The sequence below is a fragment of the Bacillus sp. AF23 genome, assembly GCF_020861455.1.
GTDB lineage: Bacteria > Bacillota > Bacilli > Bacillales > Bacillaceae > Bacillus > Bacillus halotolerans.
The window spans coordinates 15,314-33,601 of sequence record NZ_JAJHVY010000016.1 but is presented as its reverse complement, the minus strand read 5'-3'; the positions used below and the strand labels follow the sequence as shown (position 1 = coordinate 33,601).

Annotated in this window: 17 protein-coding genes and 1 pseudogene; 15 read left to right on the top strand and 3 right to left on the bottom strand. The window is 43.4% G+C overall.

The window, feature by feature from the left end:
* Positions 1 to 2 precede the first annotated feature (2 nt).
* Positions 3 to 488, bottom strand: a complete 486-nt coding sequence (locus LNN34_RS08100; protein ID WP_044156012.1) for a hypothetical protein — start codon at positions 486 to 488, stop codon at positions 3 to 5.
* A gap of 103 nt (positions 489 to 591) precedes the next feature.
* Between LNN34_RS08100 and glsA the strand changes: the two are divergent.
* From glsA to pyc, 4 genes and pseudogenes are all read left to right on the top strand, one after another.
* Positions 592 to 1,520: pseudogene (glsA, locus tag LNN34_RS08095) on the top strand (glutaminase A).
* 97 nt (positions 1,521 to 1,617) lie between these two features.
* Entirely contained in the window at positions 1,618 to 1,899 is a 282-nt protein-coding gene (locus LNN34_RS08090) for a YlaN family protein (RefSeq protein WP_003221339.1), read from the top strand.
* Between the two features lie 202 nt (positions 1,900 to 2,101).
* Positions 2,102 to 3,313: an FtsW/RodA/SpoVE family cell cycle protein gene (locus tag LNN34_RS08085; RefSeq protein ID WP_059335848.1), complete on the top strand. Its 1,212-nt coding sequence runs from the start codon at positions 2,102 to 2,104 to the stop codon at positions 3,311 to 3,313.
* Positions 3,314 to 3,387: 74 nt separating this feature from the next.
* Entirely contained in the window at positions 3,388 to 6,834 is a 3,447-nt protein-coding gene (gene pyc / locus LNN34_RS08080) for a pyruvate carboxylase (protein ID WP_202656976.1), read from the top strand.
* A 414-nt stretch (positions 6,835 to 7,248) separates the two neighbouring features.
* On the opposite strand, the gene ctaA is transcribed toward pyc, so the two are convergent.
* The gene (ctaA, locus tag LNN34_RS08075; protein WP_044156006.1) at positions 7,249 to 8,169 is read right to left on the bottom strand and encodes a heme A synthase CtaA; all 921 of its coding nucleotides are present in this window, start codon (positions 8,167 to 8,169) and stop codon (positions 7,249 to 7,251) included.
* Between the two features lie 351 nt (positions 8,170 to 8,520).
* Between ctaA and cyoE the strand changes: the two genes are divergently transcribed.
* The 6 genes from cyoE to ctaG all read left to right on the top strand — a co-directional run bounded on the left by cyoE (position 8,521) and on the right by ctaG (position 14,528).
* Positions 8,521 to 9,438 (top strand): heme o synthase, encoded by a 918-nt coding sequence (gene cyoE, locus LNN34_RS08070; RefSeq protein WP_044156005.1) that lies wholly within the window; start codon positions 8,521 to 8,523, stop codon positions 9,436 to 9,438.
* A 240-nt stretch (positions 9,439 to 9,678) separates the two neighbouring features.
* A complete protein-coding gene (gene coxB / locus LNN34_RS08065; protein WP_044156004.1) occupies positions 9,679 to 10,749 on the top strand; it encodes a cytochrome c oxidase subunit II in 1,071 nt (356 codons plus the stop codon).
* A gap of 32 nt (positions 10,750 to 10,781) precedes the next feature.
* On the top strand, positions 10,782 to 12,650 hold the full coding sequence (gene ctaD / locus LNN34_RS08060) for a cytochrome c oxidase subunit I (RefSeq protein ID WP_059352863.1): 1,869 nt from the start codon (positions 10,782 to 10,784) through the stop codon (positions 12,648 to 12,650).
* Positions 12,650 to 13,273 (top strand): cytochrome c oxidase subunit III, encoded by a 624-nt coding sequence (gene ctaE, locus LNN34_RS08055; RefSeq protein WP_059352864.1) that lies wholly within the window; start codon positions 12,650 to 12,652, stop codon positions 13,271 to 13,273. Before ctaD ends, ctaE begins: the two co-directional genes overlap by 1 nt.
* A gap of 2 nt (positions 13,274 to 13,275) precedes the next feature.
* Positions 13,276 to 13,608 (top strand): cytochrome c oxidase subunit IVB, encoded by a 333-nt coding sequence (gene ctaF / locus LNN34_RS08050; protein ID WP_044156000.1) that lies wholly within the window; start codon positions 13,276 to 13,278, stop codon positions 13,606 to 13,608.
* Positions 13,609 to 13,634: 26 nt separating this feature from the next.
* Positions 13,635 to 14,528 (top strand): cytochrome c oxidase assembly factor CtaG, encoded by an 894-nt coding sequence (gene ctaG / locus LNN34_RS08045; RefSeq protein WP_044155999.1) that lies wholly within the window; start codon positions 13,635 to 13,637, stop codon positions 14,526 to 14,528.
* A gap of 33 nt (positions 14,529 to 14,561) precedes the next feature.
* On the opposite strand, the gene LNN34_RS08040 is transcribed toward ctaG, so the two are convergent.
* Positions 14,562 to 14,924 carry a YugN family protein gene (locus LNN34_RS08040; RefSeq protein ID WP_081638298.1) on the bottom strand — a complete coding sequence of 121 codons (363 nt, stop codon included), beginning with the start codon at positions 14,922 to 14,924 and terminating at the stop codon, positions 14,562 to 14,564.
* 139 nt (positions 14,925 to 15,063) lie between these two features.
* Here LNN34_RS08040 and LNN34_RS08035 point away from each other — a divergent pair, with 139 nt between their 5' ends.
* From LNN34_RS08035 to ricF, 5 genes are all read left to right on the top strand, one after another.
* Positions 15,064 to 15,510 (top strand): CBS domain-containing protein, encoded by a 447-nt coding sequence (locus LNN34_RS08035; RefSeq protein WP_010334136.1) that lies wholly within the window; start codon positions 15,064 to 15,066, stop codon positions 15,508 to 15,510.
* Between the two features lie 85 nt (positions 15,511 to 15,595).
* Entirely contained in the window at positions 15,596 to 16,633 is a 1,038-nt protein-coding gene (locus LNN34_RS08030) for a CAP domain-containing protein (protein ID WP_024121290.1), read from the top strand.
* A 424-nt stretch (positions 16,634 to 17,057) separates the two neighbouring features.
* Positions 17,058 to 17,456, top strand: a complete 399-nt coding sequence (locus LNN34_RS08025) for a YlbD family protein (RefSeq protein WP_059335844.1) — start codon at positions 17,058 to 17,060, stop codon at positions 17,454 to 17,456.
* Positions 17,457 to 17,471: 15 nt separating this feature from the next.
* Positions 17,472 to 17,711, top strand: a complete 240-nt coding sequence (locus tag LNN34_RS08020; protein ID WP_024121292.1) for a YlbE-like family protein — start codon at positions 17,472 to 17,474, stop codon at positions 17,709 to 17,711.
* Positions 17,712 to 17,838: 127 nt separating this feature from the next.
* Positions 17,839 to 18,288, top strand: coding sequence for a regulatory iron-sulfur-containing complex subunit RicF (gene ricF / locus LNN34_RS08015; RefSeq protein ID WP_010334140.1), 450 nt, complete (start codon positions 17,839 to 17,841; stop codon positions 18,286 to 18,288).

Below are 18,288 nucleotides of genomic sequence, written 5' to 3'. Positions count from 1 at the left end.
ATTTAAATGATGTCGATCTCTTTTATATTGGTGATTGGCTGTTTGTGATCAACTGGATCTTCAAAATAAATATGAACTGGGCCGCCTTCCTGAATCGGCTTGCCCGCCTGGCTGAAATGGACAATGCTGTTCAGCGCGGTTTCAAGAGGAACGGCGGCTTTACCGGAACTTGTAATAAATACACATTGTGATGCAGAGCTGAGCGGCTCGGCATTTTTCAGCACAGTTCCCAATTTCATTGCGAAGCTGCCGTTCATCAGTTTTTGTTTCTCAAATTGTTTTTCCGTCTTTAATGTAGGCGGCGCAATCCGTCCTTCTCTAATAACACGTTCAGTATCAAGGCCAGATTCATTCTCAGCCGTATGAAAATTGACTTCTTGGCCGTCCCCTTTACGGTCAAATGAAAATTTGCGATCATCAAAAATCCATACGCTCGGATCAATCGTAATCGGATATGTAACATTGCCTTTTACTTGTATAACGCTCATGGTATAACCCCCTTCTCTCAAAATTATAAAAGTTTTCGCATGAATTGTCACTTTGTGTAACAAATTATATGTATTGAGATGCTCAGGGAGCGAGGGTGGTCGCATGGTATGCCGGCATAATGACGAGCTGGAAGCGTTAGTGAAAGAAGCGAAAAAAGTGACAGACAAGGGAGAGGTGGCCAGCTATATTCCCGCTTTAGCAAAAGCTGATCAGCACGATCTTTCAGTAGCGATTTATTATTCCAATAATACTTGTCTGTCAGCGGGTGACGTAGAAAAAACATTTACTCTTCAAAGTATATCGAAAGTGCTCTCGCTTGCCCTTGTGTTAATGGAATACGGCAAGGACAGAGTCTTCAGTTATGTCGGACAGGAGCCGACCGGTGATCCGTTTAATTCAATCATTAAGCTTGAAACCGTGAATCCGAGCAAACCGCTAAATCCTATGATAAATGCCGGAGCATTGGTTGTAACCAGCTTGTTGAAAGGACAACGTCTAAAGAGAGACTCGATTATCTCCTTTCTTTCATCAGAAAACTGACAAACAACCAAGGCATCACCTACTGCCGGGACGTAGCTGATTCTGAATACAGCACATCAATGATTAATCGGGCGATGTGTTATTATATGAAGCAGTACGGAATTTTTGAGGATGATGTTGAAGCAGTAATGGATTTATATACGAAGCAATGTGCGATTGAGATGAACAGTCTTGATTTAGCAAAAATCGGGGCTGTGTTTGCGCTCAACGGCAGGCACCCAGAAACAGGAGAACAAGTCATTTCAAAAGATGTCGCGAGAATTTGCAAGACGTTTATGGTCACCTGCGGAATGTATAATGCAAGCGGAGAATTTGCGATTAAGGTCGGAATTCCTGCGAAAAGCGGAGTATCAGGAGGGATTATGGGCATTTCACCCTATGATTTTGGCATCGGGATTTTCGGCCCCGCTTTGGATGAAAAAGGGAACAGCATTGCTGGTGTAAAGCTTTTGAAAATAATGTCTGAAACGTACAAGCTGAGTATTTTTTAATTTATGTCATCTGTTTAAATCCTCTTGCATTTTCTGCTGATACCCTTTATGATAAATAGAAGAATTAGGTACTCGCCTGGGGAACGGAGGGATACTTTTGGCTTCAGAGATGATAGTTGACCATCGGCAAAAAGCTTTTGAGCTACTGAAAGTTGACGCTGAGAAGATTTTGAAGCTGATCCGAGTACAAATGGATAACTTAACGATGCCTCAATGTCCTCTATATGAAGAGGTATTAGATACTCAAATGTTCGGACTTTCGAGGGAAATCGATTTTGCTGTCCGCCTGGGATTGGTTGACGAAAAAGATGGAAAAGACCTTTTATACACATTAGAACGCGAATTGTCTGCTTTGCACGACGCGTTTACAGGTAAATAAATGATAAAACTCAAACTAATTAACAGTTTGGGTTTTTTTATAACTGCTTGCTTTTTTCACCGTTAATGACGGTCTCTTTTTGTGCATTTCATCCGAATCGTATAGAGAATCTTCGTGTCGTTTGATAAATTGTAGTAAAATAAAAAATATAAATACATAAAAACCATAGGTAATGGAAGTTGGAAGCAGGGAAGAGGATGTTATGTTAAAAAAAATGCTAAAATCTTATGATTACTCACTGATATTCGCAATTGTTTTACTATGCGGATTCGGTTTAGTGATGGTGTACAGCTCAAGTATGATTACGGCTGTTTCTCGGTATGGGGTGAGCAGTAATTATTTTTTCATGCGGCAGCTGTTTGCTTTAATTGCAGGAGGCATCCTTTTTATTGTTATGGCCGTGTTTCCTTATAAAGCACTGGCTCATCAAAAATTTCAAAAGGTAATGCTGCTTGCTTCTGTGTTTGCGCTTATCTCACTGTTTATATTCGGGCATGTTGCCGGAAATGCGCAAAGCTGGTTTAAAATCGGCGGAATGAGTATCCAGCCGGGTGAATTTGTCAAGCTGGTGGTCATTTTATATCTAGCAGCTGTATATGCAAAAAAACAAAGCTATATTGATCACCTGTTAACGGGAGTTGCGCCTCCTGTGGTGATGACGGTTATTATCTGCGGTTTAATTGCCATGCAGCCTGATTTTGGTACAGCGATGATTATCGCCATCATCGCAACGTGTATGATTTTGTGCTCTGGTTTCAGCGGAAAGACGCTGGCAAGGCTAGTTTTGCTGGGCGGAATTGTTTTAATCCTGGTCAGCCCTCTTATTTATTTAAATAAGGATGATATTTTAACTAAAGGGCGTTTAGCTCGTTTTGAGAGTCTGGAAGATCCGTTTAAATATGCGGATTCATCTGGTTTGCAAGTGATCAATTCTTATTATGCGATTGGGTCTGGCGGTATTTTCGGTCTCGGACTCGGTGAAAGTATCCAAAAATACGGGTATCTTCCAGAATCCCATACTGACTTTATCATGGCCGTGATTGCTGAAGAACTTGGCATTTTTGGGGTATTATTTGTTGTTTTCCTGCTGGGCTTTATCGTATTAAAAGGTTTCTATATTGCGAGAAAATGCGAGGACCCGTTTGGAAGTCTTCTGGCAATCGGCATTTCAAGCATGATTGCCGTACAATCGTTTATTAACCTTGGCGGTGTCAGCGGGCTAATCCCGATTACGGGTGTTACGCTGCCATTTATCAGCTACGGAGGCTCTTCTTTACTTCTATTATTGGGAAGCATGGGGATATTAATCAATATCAGCATGTTTGTGAAATATTCAGAGAATAAGAAAAAGAGAGAGTCCTTGGCGCCAAAGGGAATGAAAAAGAAGCAACTAGAAAAAACTGTTTATCTGTAAAAAACAAGTGTGTACACGTGAAGGATATTCCGATATGATAGATTATATTCCATTCGGGTAAGGGGGAAAAAAGTTTGTCACAGCAATCGATACAAAAAGTGTTAGTAGCAAACAGGGGAGAAATTGCAATCCGTATATTCCGTGCTTGTACAGAATTGAATGTTCGTACAGTTGCGGTTTATTCAAAAGAAGATTCCGGTTCCTATCATCGTTACAAAGCCGATGAAGCGTACCTGGTTGGCGAAGGGAAAAAACCAATTGATGCCTACCTGGATATTGAAGGTATTATTGATATTGCGAAAAGAAACAAGGTGGATGCGATCCACCCGGGATATGGTTTCTTATCTGAAAATATACATTTCGCAAGGCGCTGTGAAGAAGAAGGCATCGTGTTCATTGGTCCGACTTCTGAACATTTAGATATGTTTGGTGATAAGGTAAAAGCGCGTGAGCAGGCGGAAAAAGCCGGAATTCCTGTAATACCAGGAAGCGACGGCCCTGCAGAAACGCTTGAAGCAGTCGAACAATTCGGACAAATTCACGGTTATCCGATTATTATTAAAGCTTCGCTTGGCGGCGGCGGCCGCGGCATGAGAATTGTCAGAAGCGAAAGTGAAGTCAAAGAAGCATATGAACGTGCGAAATCAGAGGCAAAAGCAGCCTTTGGCAATGATGAAGTATATGTAGAGAAACTGATTGAAAACCCTAAGCATATTGAGGTCCAGGTTATCGGGGACAATCAGGGAAACGTGATTCATCTATTTGAACGGGATTGTTCTGTTCAAAGACGCCACCAAAAGGTAATCGAAGTAGCACCGAGCGTTTCGCTGTCAACTGAATTGAGAGACCAAATTTGTGAAGCTGCGGTTGCGCTTGCTAAAAACGTGAACTATATAAATGCTGGTACGGTTGAATTCCTTGTCGCGAACAACGAGTTTTATTTTATAGAAGTAAATCCGCGTGTCCAAGTTGAGCATACAATTACGGAAATGATTACCGGTGTTGATATTGTGCAGACACAGATACTTGTTGCCCAAGGCCACAGCCTACATAGCAAAAAAGTCAACATTCCGGAGCAGAAGGACATTTTTACAATCGGCTTTGCGATTCAGTCACGGGTAACGACTGAAGATCCGCAAAATGATTTTATGCCTGACACAGGGAAAATCATGGCTTACCGTTCAGGCGGAGGCTTTGGTGTTCGTCTTGATACAGGAAACAGCTTCCAAGGCGCCGTTATTACGCCATATTACGATTCACTGCTCGTTAAGCTTTCAACTTGGGCTTTAACGTTTGAACAGGCCGCGGCCAAAATGGTTCGAAACCTTCAGGAGTTTAGAATCAGAGGAATTAAAACAAACATTCCGTTCCTTGAAAATGTCGCAAAGCATGAAAAGTTTCTGACAGGACAATATGATACGTCTTTCATTGATACAACGCCTGAGTTGTTTAATTTCCCTAAGCAGAAAGACCGCGGAACAAAAATGCTTACTTATATCGGGAATGTGACCGTGAATGGTTTCCCTGGAATCGGCAAAAAAGAAAAACCGGCGTTTGACAAGCCGTTAGCTGTAAAAGTCGACGTTGATCAGCAGCCTGCAAGAGGAACAAAACAGATTCTAGATGAAAAAGGCGCTGAAGGGCTTGCTAATTGGGTTAAGGAACAGAAATCTGTTCTATTAACTGATACAACATTCCGGGATGCCCATCAGTCTTTACTGGCGACTAGATTCAGATCACATGATTTGAAAAAAATCGCTAATCCGACGGCTGCGTTATGGCCGGAGCTGTTCAGCATGGAAATGTGGGGAGGCGCGACCTTCGATGTAGCCTACCGCTTCCTGAAGGAAGATCCATGGAAGCGTCTGGAGGACCTCCGCAAGGAAGTGCCGAATACGCTGTTCCAGATGCTGCTTCGCTCCTCAAACGCTGTCGGCTATACGAATTATCCGGATAATGTGATTAAAGAATTTGTGAAGCAATCCGCTCAATCCGGTATTGATGTTTTCCGTATTTTTGACAGCTTAAACTGGGTAAAAGGGATGACGTTAGCCATCGATGCCGTTCGGGATTCAGGTAAAGTGGCTGAAGCAGCAATTTGTTATACAGGTGATATTCTTGATAAAACCCGTACAAAATATGATCTTGCTTATTATACATCTATGGCGAAGGAGCTTGAGGCTGCAGGGGCCCATATTCTCGGAATTAAAGATATGGCAGGTCTGTTAAAACCGCAAGCTGCATATGAGCTGGTGTCTGCGCTGAAAGAAACGATCAATATTCCGGTTCACCTTCATACGCATGATACGAGCGGCAACGGAATTTATATGTATGCAAAAGCAGTAGAAGCAGGCGTTGATATCGTAGACGTGGCGGTCAGCTCAATGGCTGGCTTAACATCGCAGCCTAGCGCGAGCGGATTTTACCATGCGATGGAAGGCAACTCCCGCCGTCCGGAAATGAACGTGCAAGGCGTGGAATTACTATCCCAGTATTGGGAATCAGTTCGTAAATACTATAGTGAATTTGAAAGCGGGATGAAGTCTCCGCATACTGAAATTTATGAGCATGAAATGCCTGGAGGCCAATACAGTAACCTGCAGCAGCAGGCGAAGGGAGTAGGCCTGGGCGATCGCTGGAATGAAGTCAAAGAGATGTACAGACGAGTAAATGATATGTTCGGTGATATCGTGAAGGTTACGCCTTCCTCTAAAGTAGTCGGGGATATGGCGCTGTACATGGTGCAAAATAACCTGACTGAAAAGGACATTTACGAAAAAGGCGAATCATTAGATTTCCCTGATTCTGTTATTGAGCTTTTCAAAGGAAATATTGGACAGCCTCATGGCGGATTCCCGGAAAAACTTCAAAAGCTCATTTTAAAAGGGCAGGAGCCGATCACAGTGAGACCGGGAGAATTGCTTGAGCCGGTATCCTTTGAAGCGATCAAACAGGAGTTTAAAGAGCAGCATAATCTGGAGATCTCAGACCAGGATGCTTTGGCGTACGCCCTTTATCCTAAAGTCTTCTCTGATTATGTAAAAACTGCTGAAAGCTATGGAAATATTTCGGTATTAGATACTCCGACCTTCTTCTATGGCATGACATTAGGCGAAGAAATAGAAGTGGAAATTGAACGCGGGAAAACGCTGATCGTCAAATTGATCTCAATCGGTGAACCTCAGCCGGATGCAACTCGTGTGATCTATTTCGAACTGAACGGCCAGCCGCGTGAAGTGGTCATAAAGGACGAAAGCATTAAGTCTTCCGTTCAGGAAAGATTAAAAGCAGACCGTACAAACCCAAGTCATATTGCGGCTTCTATGCCTGGAACTGTCATCAAGGTACTGACAGAAGCGGGTGCCAAAGTTGATAAAGGTGATCATTTGATGATCAACGAAGCCATGAAAATGGAAACAACGGTTCAGGCGCCATTCTCAGGAACAATCAAACAGATTCATGTGAAAAATGGAGAGCCGATCCAAACGGGAGATCTGCTTCTCGAAATTGAAAAAGCATAATCTAAAAAGAGTGTATATCATTTGATATACACTCTTTTTTAGTGAGGAACGAGATATGAACGTGCAGCTGCTGCAACGAGCGGGGGCTGTTTCAAACGTGTGTGAAGGACGCATGGGTTGTCTGCTCGCGGGTGCAGGAATGAGAAAAGCAAGCTGATGCTTAATAAGCTTCGTATAATTACGGCTTCTTTTCGGGTGAGAATGAATTGACTTCTAGAGGAAAAGTTATTTTAATTAAAATCCTGTCCCAAACATCGATTGAGCAGCGCGTTTAGAATACATCATCGCCCGAGATGATCCAAACCTTATATAAATCATCAAGTTCAGTATGCAAACCGAAAGTTGAATTATATGAAGCTGCCGAAATGGAATGATAAAAAAGACCAAAGCGTATAAGAGCTTTGGTCTTGTGTCTTATGCCCGTCTTGATTCGTAACGAAAGCGTGCAATCAATAATAAGAAGTAGCATAAAACCCCAAACAGGCAGGCAATAAAAAATGAGTGCGCAAGCGCAAAGCCCAGCGCCAGTTCAGAATACACGATCATAATGCCGGATAGTGCCTGTAACGTGATAAAAATAAGACACGAAATCCAGCCCCAAAAGATTTGCTTTTGTTCTTTATAGGCAGTAATCGCATGAACAGCGGCAACGATAATCCATACAAACAGGAGCAAGGCTGCAGTTCTGTGCCCCATTTGCACCCATTCGTGAAATTGGGTCGGAAGTCCATTGTTCAGCCGGCTGCACAGCGGCACATCAGGACACGCCAGACTGGATTCTGTATGTCTTACGTATGCGCCAGTATACACAACGATATAGGAATATATCAAAATACCTATCATGTGAAATTGCATTTTCTTGCCGATTTGAAGCGGTTTGACCAGTTTTCTGGCTGATTTATCAGCTTCAAATATAAGCAATGTCAATATTAAAACAGACGCAAAAGAAATCAGTGAAATCCCAAAATGTAGCGCCATAATAAGCGCGTTTGAACCGAACACGACAGCCAACGCGCCAAGCAGTGCCTGAAGAAACAAAAAGATAATGGACATGATGGCGAGAAACGTTGTTTCACGGAAAACAGGTGTGATTTTTCTCCATGACCAAAAGGCAAGGCTTAATACAAGAATAATTGAGATGCCGCTTGCGAATCTGTGGCTCCATTCAATAATAGAAGCGGGATTCAGTTCAGGGAAGAAACGCCCGTGGCACAGCGGCCACTGTCTGCCGCATCCTTGGCCTGAACCTGTTTTAGTAACGAGGGCACCCCCGATTAAAACAATAAGCATCACAAATGTTGTCAAAACACCGAGAGCTTTTAATGCTTTATTCATACAATATTCACCTTCTTAACAAACTGCTGCGATTTTTTATACGTACCAAGTGTAAGCGAATATGTGTTTTGTGGCAATTCTTAGAGCCCTTTGTTCACAAAAATATAATAGAATCACGACTTCTGGAAATGTATACTTGATTATTCATGCCGGGTCTGATAGAAATAAGGTAAACGCATTATCGAATTGGCGTTTGCCTTCATCTTTGGTAAAATTCATAAAAAGTTCACAAATAAATTCCTGTTTCTCGTTTAATATTTAATAGGATGTTTTTTTACAAGTTGTTATCTTGTATGATAGAGTTGCAGGTTATTATAAACCTGCGTTAGGTTTGTAAGGGAGGTTTACGTTATGGCTAACTCCAGAATCTTAAATGATACAGCTATAGACGGACAAATTGAAGAAACAACGGCATGGAAAGATTTTCTGTCCCTCATTAAAATAGGGATCGTAAATTCTAATCTCATCACAACTTTTACTGGAATGTGGCTTGCTTTTCATATTTCCGGTTTAAGCTTTTTAGGCAATATAAACACCGTTCTTCTTACTTTATTTGGATCATCTTTGATTATTGCGGGGTCCTGTGCGATCAATAACTGGTATGACCGGGACATTGACCATATTATGGAGCGTACAAAAGTAAGACCGACGGTTACGGGTAAAATTCAGCCGAATCAGGCATTATGGTCTGGAATTTTGCTTGTTGCTTTAGGATTGATCATGCTGCTGATGACCACTGTGATGGCTGCTGTTATTGGTTTTATCGGAGTATTTACTTATGTTGTCCTGTACACAATGTGGACGAAACGCCGCTATACGATTAACACAGTAGTAGGAAGTGTTTCCGGAGCGGTGCCGCCTCTGATTGGATGGACGGCAGTAGAAGGAAATATCGGCGTCGTGGCATGGGTATTATTTATGATTTTATTCATTTGGCAGATTCCTCACTTCTTATCGCTTGCCATTAAGAAAACTGAGGACTACAGAGCCGCGAATATCCCAATGCTTCCTGTCGTATACGGATTTGAAGTAACGAAAAGACAAATTATTGTATGGGTTGCGTGCCTGATGCCGCTTCCATTCTTTTTAGGAAGCCTCGGTCTTCCGATTGTGATTCTCGGATTGCTGTTAAATATCGGTTGGCTGATTCTTGGCTTGATGGGCTTCCGTTCAAAAAATATCATGAAGTGGGCGACGCTGATGTTCGTTTACTCATTGAATTACATGACAATCTATTTCGTTGCAATGGTTGTCTTTACGCTTTTCTAAAAAATAGATACATTGCTTGTTTTATCGCTTCAAAATAAACGATGACAACTAGTAAATGCCGCCTTGACCTTTTGTTTAATCAGGCGGCTTTACTTTTATACATAGATGGCATTTTGAGTAAAAAAACTCATAATTTAAGAGAAGAGGAAATGTAAGTGCTTTATTGGGAGGCGGGCTGGATTGCATTAAGAATCAATCTATTCTCCGCCGTTGTATTGACCAGAAAAGGGGTTGGGTGAAATGGTAAAGCATTGGCGTCTTATCTCATTATTAGCCTTAGTGCCGCTTCTGTTAAGCGGATGTGGAAAACCTTTTTTATCCACGCTCAAGCCTGCTGGCGAGGTGGCTGATAAACAGTATGACCTGACAGTGCTCAGTACATTGATTATGGTTGTTGTCGTAGCAGTCGTATCTGTTATCTTCTTTTATGTGATTGTGAGATTCAGAAGGTCGCGGGTTGGGGAGAACACGATACCAAAACAGGTGGAAGGGAATAAATTTTTAGAAATCACATGGACAGTGATCCCTATTTTGCTGCTCATCATTCTTGTTATCCCTGTCGTATTATATACGCTTGAACTCGCAGATACATCACCTATGGATAAGAAAAACCGCAAAGCCGAGGATGCTCTTGTTGTCAATGTCAGAGCAAATTTGTATTGGTGGGAGTTCGAATATCCTGATTACGGCATTATCACAAGCCAGGAGCTGATCGTACCGACAGACCAGCGGGTTTATTTCAGTTTAAAAGCCTCTGATGTAAAACATTCTTTCTGGATTCCTTCAGCAGGAGGAAAAATTGATACCAATACTGATAACGAAAATACGTTCTTCTTAACCTTCGATTCAAAACGCAGCAAAGAGGCGGGAGATACGTTCTTTGGAAAGTGCGCTGAGCTATGCGGGCCTTCACACGCACTCATGGATTTTAAAGTAAAGGCGCTTTCTGCGAAAGAATTCCAGTCATGGACAAAAGATATGAAAAACTATAAGACGGCAGCAGAAAGTGATTTGGCTAAGCAGGGGGAAGAGCTGTTCAAAGAGAAGAACTGCCTGAGCTGCCATGCGGTCGAGCCAAATGATAAGCGTGCAGAGGCAGCAAGAACGGCGCCAAACCTTGCTACATTCGGTGAAAGGACAAAAGTGGCAGGGGTGAAGGATGCGAATAAAGAAAATGTGAAAGCCTGGCTGAAAGACCCTGAGAGCATAAAGCCGGGGAACAAAATGACAGGAACATATCCGAAGCTTTCAGACAGTGAAATGGACGCGCTTTATGAATACTTAAAAGGCTTGAAAGCAGAAAGCAAGTAGGGAAGAAAGGGAGATATTGGGGGAGGTCACATATGTTGAATGCGCTTACAGAAAAGCGGACGCGCGGATCTATGCTTTGGGATTATTTGACGACGGTGGACCATAAAAAAATAGCGATACTTTATTTAATCGCAGGGGGATTCTTCTTTCTTGTCGGGGGAATTGAAGCGATGTTTATCAGAATCCAGCTTGCAAAGCCGGAAAATGCTTTTCTCAGTGCTCAAGCGTACAATGAAGTGATGACGATGCACGGGACGACAATGATCTTTTTGGCTGCGATGCCGCTTTTATTTGCTTTGATGAATGCGGTTGTTCCATTGCAGATCGGGGCGCGGGATGTTTCGTTTCCATTTTTAAACTCGCTTGGTTTTTGGCTCTTCTTTTTCGGCGGCATTTTCTTAAACTTAAGCTGGTTTTTGGGAGGAGCGCCAGATGCGGGATGGACGTCATATGCCTCGCTTTCGCTTTATTCCAAAGGACACGGCATAGACTTTTTCGTCCTTGGACTGCAAATATCCGGACTGGGGACGCTGATAGCCGGGATTAACTTTTTGGCCACGATTATTAACATGAGGGCTCCCGGCATGACGTACATGAGGCTGCCTTTGTTTACATGGACGACATTTGTGGCGTCGGCATTGATTTTGTTTGCGTTTCCGCCGCTTACGGTTGGCTTGGCTCTTATGATGCTGGATCGGCTGTTCGGCACAAATTTCTTTAATCCAGAACTTGGCGGTAACACGATTATTTGGGAACATTTATTTTGGATATTCGGACATCCGGAGGTTTATATTCTGATTTTGCCTGCTTTCGGCATTTTCTCAGAGGTCATCCCTGTGTTTTCCAGAAAGCGATTGTTTGGATATTCTTCAATGGTTTTTGCGATCGTGCTTATCGGTTTTCTTGGCTTTATGGTTTGGGTGCATCACATGTTTACGACAGGTCTCGGGCCGATTGCGAACGCAATCTTTGCAGTTGCAACAATGGCGATCGCGATTCCGACCGGGATTAAGATATTTAACTGGCTGCTGACGATTTGGGGAGGAAATGTGAAGTACACGACGGCCATGCTGTATGCCGTCTCATTTATCCCGTCCTTTGTGCTTGGCGGTGTGACAGGTGTCATGCTGGCTGCGGCAGCTGCAGATTACCAGTTCCATGATACGTATTTTGTTGTGGCGCACTTTCACTATGTCATTATAGGCGGAGTCGTATTCGGGCTATTAGCCGGTGTTCATTTCTGGTGGCCGAAAATGTTCGGTAAAATTCTGCATGAAACAATGGGGAAAATATCATTTGTCTTGTTTTTTATCGGCTTCCATCTTACTTTTTTCATCCAGCACTTTGTCGGTTTAATGGGCATGCCGCGCCGAGTGTATACCTTCTTGCCAGGCCAGGGGCTTGAAACCGGCAACTTGATCAGCACAATCGGGGCGTTTTTTATGGCGGCAGCCGTTATCCTCCTGCTTGTCAATGTCATCTGGACCTCGGTGAAGGGCGAATATGTCGGAGATGATCCATGGCATGACGGGCGTACGCTTGAATGGGCTGTTTCGTCACCACCGCCAGAATATAATTTTAAACAGCTTCCATTTGTCAGAGGGCTTGACCCGCTGTGGATCGAGAAGCAGGCGGGACACAAATCTATGACACCGGCTGAACCGGTTGAAGATATCCATATGCCAAACGGTTCAATTCTGCCGCTGATCATTTCCTTCGGCCTCTTTGTCGCTGCCTTTGGTCTCTTGTATAGAACCGAGCACGCTTGGGGTCTGCCGGTGATCTTTATCGGACTTGGCATCACATTTTTTACAATGCTGCTCCGTTCATTGATTGATGATCACGGTTATCATATTCACAAAGAGGAACTGCCGAACGATGATAAAGGGGTGAAGGCGTAATGCAAATTGAAGAAAAATTCACCGCAGAGACCTTTCCAGCTTCTCCCGAAAAAGCAACACTGGAAGGGAAAAATAAATTTTTAGGCTTTTGGCTTTTTCTTGGGGGAGAGACTGTTTTGTTCGCGTCTCTCTTCGCCACTTTTCTTGCACTCCGGAATTCAAACGCCGGTGACCCGCCTACGACAGAAATGTTTGATGTCACACTCGTTTTTATCGCCACAATGCTCTTATTAACGAGCAGTTTAACGAGTGTGTATGCGATGTACCATATGAAAAACTTTTCATTTGGCAAAATGCAGCTCTGGCTGGGAATTACCTTGTTATTGGGTGCGGGATTTTTAGGCTTGGAAATTTACGAATTTAAGCATTACACACATGAGTTTGGCTTTACCATCACAAGCTCTGCGCTTGGCTCATCATTTTATACGCTTGTCGGCACACATGGTGCACACGTGGCGTTTGGCCTTTTGTGGATCAGTGCGCTGATGATTCGCAATGCAAAGAGGGGCTTGAGCTTATATACAGCGCCTAAGTTTTACGTGGCCAGTCTTTACTGGCATTTTATTGATGTCGTGTGGGTCTTTATCTTTACCGTTGTATATTTAATGGGGATGGTGGGATAAACATGGTCGATAAAAAAAGCAGAGGACATATCAGCGGCGACCTTGAATATAAGAAAAAGAAGCATGCTCAGGAGATGAAATATCAAGTCATGTCTTTTGGCCTGATGATCGGTCTTACGCTCGTTGCATTTCTGACTGTGGCAACAGACGGCATCGGCAGCTGGTTTACGATTCCTTTCATTATACTGCTTGCGGCTGTTCAAGTGATATTTCAGCTGTATTACTTCATGCATATGAATCAGAAAGGTCATGAAGCGCCGGCATTGTTTCTGTATTCAGGCATGTTTGTCGCGTTCATTACGGTGCTTGCGTTTGTTACAATTATATGGTGGTAATTTAAGCAGCCGCCGGAGGTGAAGACATGAATCAGTTAGACGTGTTTGGGTTTCGCGCCATGTGGAGCCCTTATCTTTTTTGTATCCTTTTAGGCATCACGGTGCTTTACATCTTTTTTTACAGACGGATGTCTTCAAAGCCCGACCGTATCACGGGTAAAGAAATGGCCTGTTTTCTGTCGGCGATGCTGTTTTTATATGCAGCCGAAGGAAGCCCGGTTGATCTGCTCGGACATATTATGTTCAGCGCCCATATGGTGCAGATGGCTGTTTTGTATTTAGTGGTTCCGCCTTTATTAATCGCAGGAATTCCCGCATGGGCCTGGGAAAAAATGATTTTTCGGCCTGCCATTAAACCGTTTTTTACATTTTTCTCTACACCTTTAATTGCATTGCTTTTATTTAACGGCATTTTTTCTCTATATCATGTGCCGCTAATATTTGATACTGTCAAAACGGATACGCTTTACCATGCGTTAATGACTTGGCTCATCTTCGTGTTAGCGTTTTTTATGTGGTGGCCGCTCGTACACAAGGTGGCTCGGCTCCCGCAGCTCAGCGGCCTGATGAAGCTGGGCTATATTATGGCGGACGGTATGCTGCTCACGCCTGCTTGCGCCCTGATCATGTTTAGCGGCACGCCCTTATATGCCACTTATACCGATCCGTCTGCCTGGGCGGAAGCCATGAAGCTTTGTGTTCCTGCGGATATGCTGGGACAGGTTCCGTTAACAGGACCGGAAATGTTTAACACACTTCCTTTGTTAGAGGATCAGCAGCTTGGGGCAGTTATGATGAAAATCATTCAGGAAATTGTGTACGGCGCTTTTTTGGCTATTGTCTTTTTCCAATGGGTGAAGAAGGAAAGGGAAAAGGATGGACAGGAGGAGCCGCCTTATATTCAGCAGACGATATCATAAAAGGTACAGCGGCAATCGGCTGTACCTTTTTTATTACATTTGAACTGTTTTCAGCATGTCGGAGATGTCCTGGATGAGTGCCTTGCTTTTGGTCACAACCTGCACTGGGAATTCTTCTGTTTCTCCATATTCCACTCCGTGCGGGTAATAGTGTTTTCCTAATAGAGGGGGCATTAATTGAATAACGGCGCGGCCGCTTCCGACATCGCCCTCTGTCGCAATGCCTTGAACCCGCAGGTAAAACGTTCCCTCAATCGTCGAAAACTTTCTGTCATAGGTCACTCTTTCATAATCCCATTGACCGGCTCTGATGAGTCCCTTGCTTTCCATCAAATCGTCCAAGAGGCTGAGCTCAGCCTTTACCCCTTCAAGTCCGCTATCAGTAAACTTCAACACTGACCCCTCCTTATAAAAATTACCTTTCCTGACAATCATAGTATGAAAGCGTTAAACTTTCAATGAATCTTCTTCTTTTGAAAGTATGCAAAAATGAAAATTTGACGAAAATATCACTAGATAAAAGGAGGTTTTACGGATGACAAAAATAAAAGATCTGATGACAGCTGACTTGCAATATTGCACGGTATTAGATAATGTATATGAAGCTGCGGTAAAGATGAAAGACGCGGATGTAGGAGCCATTCCGGTAGTTGATGAGGATGGAGAAACACTGGTCGGCATCGTAACTGATCGTGATCTGGTGTTAAGAGGCATCGCCTCAAAAAGGCCGAACTCACAAAAAATCACTGACGCTATGACTGAAAAACCTGTCAGTGTGGAAGAGGACGCGCCAGTTGATGAGGTTCTTCATTTAATGGCATCCCATCAGCTCAGACGCATACCTGTAACCAAAAACAACAAGCTGACTGGTATTGTCACGCTTGGCGATCTATCCTTATCTGAACAAACAAATGAACGTGCCGGCAGTGCTTTATCAGATATTTCAGAGGACGAAAACAGAGAGCAAGGCTTTTTGCATTAACACATAAATCTTTGACATGTTAAATAGGCTGTATTGTAATGAAAAATAAGGCAAGACATGCAATTCACATCACGGGGGTGATAGATTGAAAAATATATTAAGAGCCATGGTTATCCTCTTGATTATTTGCGGAACTTATGTTCTGTTTATTCAATATGGGGCTGTTCCTGAAAAAAAATCAAATGACAGCGAGCCTCAAGTCTCTAACGAGGAAGCGGCAAGCGGCAAACGAATACATATGCCGACTTCGGGATTATTGTCCTTTATGGGCAAATCCGCCGACGATGTAAAGAAAAAACTTGGGGAACCGGAACGTATTGACCCCTCGGCTTATGATTACGAATGGTGGGTTTACAATCAGGGAAAAGACCAGTATGTGCAAATCGGGATGCTGCACAATAAAGTGGTCACATTATTTGCGGCGGGAAATGATATTAACGCAAAGCCCTTCAAAATCGGTGAGTCAACGGGAGAAGTATTTAAGACAACCCAGGTGGCTCCGTTTGTAAATGTAGAGTATAAAGGAAATTCCTATCGGTTTGAGTTTTCTGAAGAGGACATCAACACCAGACCGACTGTAAAAGTAGGGAAGATGTACGTCCAGCTGTATATGGACAAATTTGAAGGGAAGCTATCCAGCATCAGGGCGTTTGATGCGCAAACCTTTGTCAAGCAAAGACCTTATGAGGTAGTGTACCGCGGTGAGTTAGTAGAACCGCAAACCGTTACGGAAGATAAGTGGAAAGAGATCCAATCAACGAGTGAAAAGCAAATACTCGATTTGACCAATGTCATTCGTGTCAAACATGGGTTAGCTAAGCTTGAGTGGGATCAGCCGACGGCCGAAGTGGCTTTTGGCCACAGTGAGGACATGAAAGAAAACAACTATTTCTCCCATGTATCGAAGAAATACGGCACGCTGAAGGACCGCTTAGAAAAAGGGGATGTCGACTTTGAGCAAGCGGGAGAAAATATCGCGTACAATTATGTGGACGGTCCGGCTGCTGTAGAAGGCTGGCTGAATAGTGAAGGCCATCGAAAAGCGCTTCTGCATTCAGACTACACGCACCTTGGCGTTGGTGTAGACCGGAAGTATTACACTCAAAACTTTATTAAACGCTGAAATCAGCCGCGGACGACAGGTCCTGCGGCTTTTTATTGTTTCTGCAAAGGCTTTAGAACAAGGCGATTGCAGCAGACGAAGCTTTCTCAATGATACTGTGAGTGACATTACCAAAAAAATGAACTTTAAGAAGCTGAAGCTGGATCAGTCCAGCTCTTTTTTGATGTGGAGACTTTAAGACCGCCGGGGCCGATTAGGGATCTTGTTCTGACGGGCTTTGGAATGCGGCATCCCAAACATTGCAAAGGGCAGGAATCTTGATTTCAGGACAATTAAGGCCTCGGCTTTATCGGGGGAGGAAGCTTCTGTTAATCTGCGCTTCTTGTTTTACGAGAAAATGATTTTTCGATGAATATTAGGCGAACACAATGGCTCACAAACCGATACATTGTAGTAGGTATATTTTTCGGAGGGGGTGAGGATTGTGGCGAATCAACATGCCAATCATTCAATTAATGACTTTAAACAATTCGTTAAAAAACATCCCAAGCTGATCAAAGAAGTGCGCAAAGAACAAAGAAGCTGGCAGGACGTGTACGAAAATTGGGTCCTTTTCGGAGAGAAAGACCCCATTTGGGACTCGTACAGAGAACCGGAGGAAGCCGCAGAAGCGGTACCCGAAACATCAGAAAAAAATGATTTTGTTTCTAAAATGGTTACAGCTGTGAAAAAGATGGATGTCAATCAAATGAATGAACAGATCAATAAAATGAGCCAGTCGATCTCATCGTTGCAAAGCCTTCTCAACACATTTTCCGGAAGCGGACAAAAGCAATCTCAGCCAGGGCCCGGACAGCATCCTTTTTCTTTTCGGAAGGATTAATAAAGGAGAGCTTATATGCGCAAAGACGTTCAGGAATTTATTTTAGCAGATAAAGAACGAAAACGATTCTTAAGAGAACAGCCGATATGGTACCGGAGGCTGGCGAGAAAGCCGGATGATCTGGCTTCATTTCAGCTTGAGATGATGAATTTTTACGAAAAAACCATTCCGCATCGGGTGAATCAATTTACGAACGGGATTCAAATGGCGCAAATGATGATGCAAATGTTCCAGGCAATGCGGACAAAAGATTAAAAGACCCGAAAATGGGTCTTTTTCATTGTGTAAACTAGGGAGGCTTTTACAAGTCTATTTTTAAGGGCGGCTAAGCATTTTCCAATTGGCTGGTTTCATGGTAAACTAACAACTGGAGGTGCGTGCTATGTATGCGACGATGGAATCCGTGCGGCTTCAAAGTGAAGCTCAGCAGCTTGCCGAGATGATTCTGCAGTCGGAGACGGCTGAGAACTACCGCAATTGTTACAAGCGTCTCCAGGAAGATGAAGAGGCAGGGCGGATTATTCGTTCTTTTATCAAAATAAAAGAGCAATATGAGGATGTGCAGCGTTTTGGCAAATATCATCCTGACTATAGAGAAATATCCCGGAAAATGAGGGAGATCAAACGGGAGCTCGACCTGAACGATAAGGTGGCCGACTTCAAAAAAGCGGAGACGGAACTGCAGTCTATTCTTGATGAAATCAGCGTTGAAATTGGGACAGCTGTATCAGAGCATATTAAAGTTCCGACTGGGAATCCTTATTTTGACGGTTTGTCTTCATGCGGAGGCGGCTGCGGATCAGGCGGCGGCTGCGGATGCAAAGTGTCATGA

Coding starts and splice junctions, on each gene's coding strand:
- ricF (WP_010334140.1), top strand. CDS start 17,839: ATGTATGCGACGATGGAATCCGTGCGGCTTCAAAGTGAAGCTCAGCAG.
- ctaA (WP_044156006.1), bottom strand. CDS start 8,169: ATGAATAAAGCATTAAAAGCTCTCGGTGTTTTGACAACATTTGTGATG.
- ctaG (WP_044155999.1), top strand. CDS start 13,635: ATGAATCAGTTAGACGTGTTTGGGTTTCGCGCCATGTGGAGCCCTTAT.
- cyoE (WP_044156005.1), top strand. CDS start 8,521: ATGGCTAACTCCAGAATCTTAAATGATACAGCTATAGACGGACAAATT.
- ctaE (WP_059352864.1), top strand. CDS start 12,650: ATGCAAATTGAAGAAAAATTCACCGCAGAGACCTTTCCAGCTTCTCCC.
- coxB (WP_044156004.1), top strand. CDS start 9,679: ATGGTAAAGCATTGGCGTCTTATCTCATTATTAGCCTTAGTGCCGCTT.
- LNN34_RS08035 (WP_010334136.1), top strand. CDS start 15,064: ATGACAAAAATAAAAGATCTGATGACAGCTGACTTGCAATATTGCACG.
- LNN34_RS08085 (WP_059335848.1), top strand. CDS start 2,102: ATGTTAAAAAAAATGCTAAAATCTTATGATTACTCACTGATATTCGCA.
- ctaF (WP_044156000.1), top strand. CDS start 13,276: ATGGTCGATAAAAAAAGCAGAGGACATATCAGCGGCGACCTTGAATAT.
- LNN34_RS08020 (WP_024121292.1), top strand. CDS start 17,472: ATGCGCAAAGACGTTCAGGAATTTATTTTAGCAGATAAAGAACGAAAA.
- ctaD (WP_059352863.1), top strand. CDS start 10,782: ATGTTGAATGCGCTTACAGAAAAGCGGACGCGCGGATCTATGCTTTGG.
- LNN34_RS08100 (WP_044156012.1), bottom strand. CDS start 488: ATGAGCGTTATACAAGTAAAAGGCAATGTTACATATCCGATTACGATT.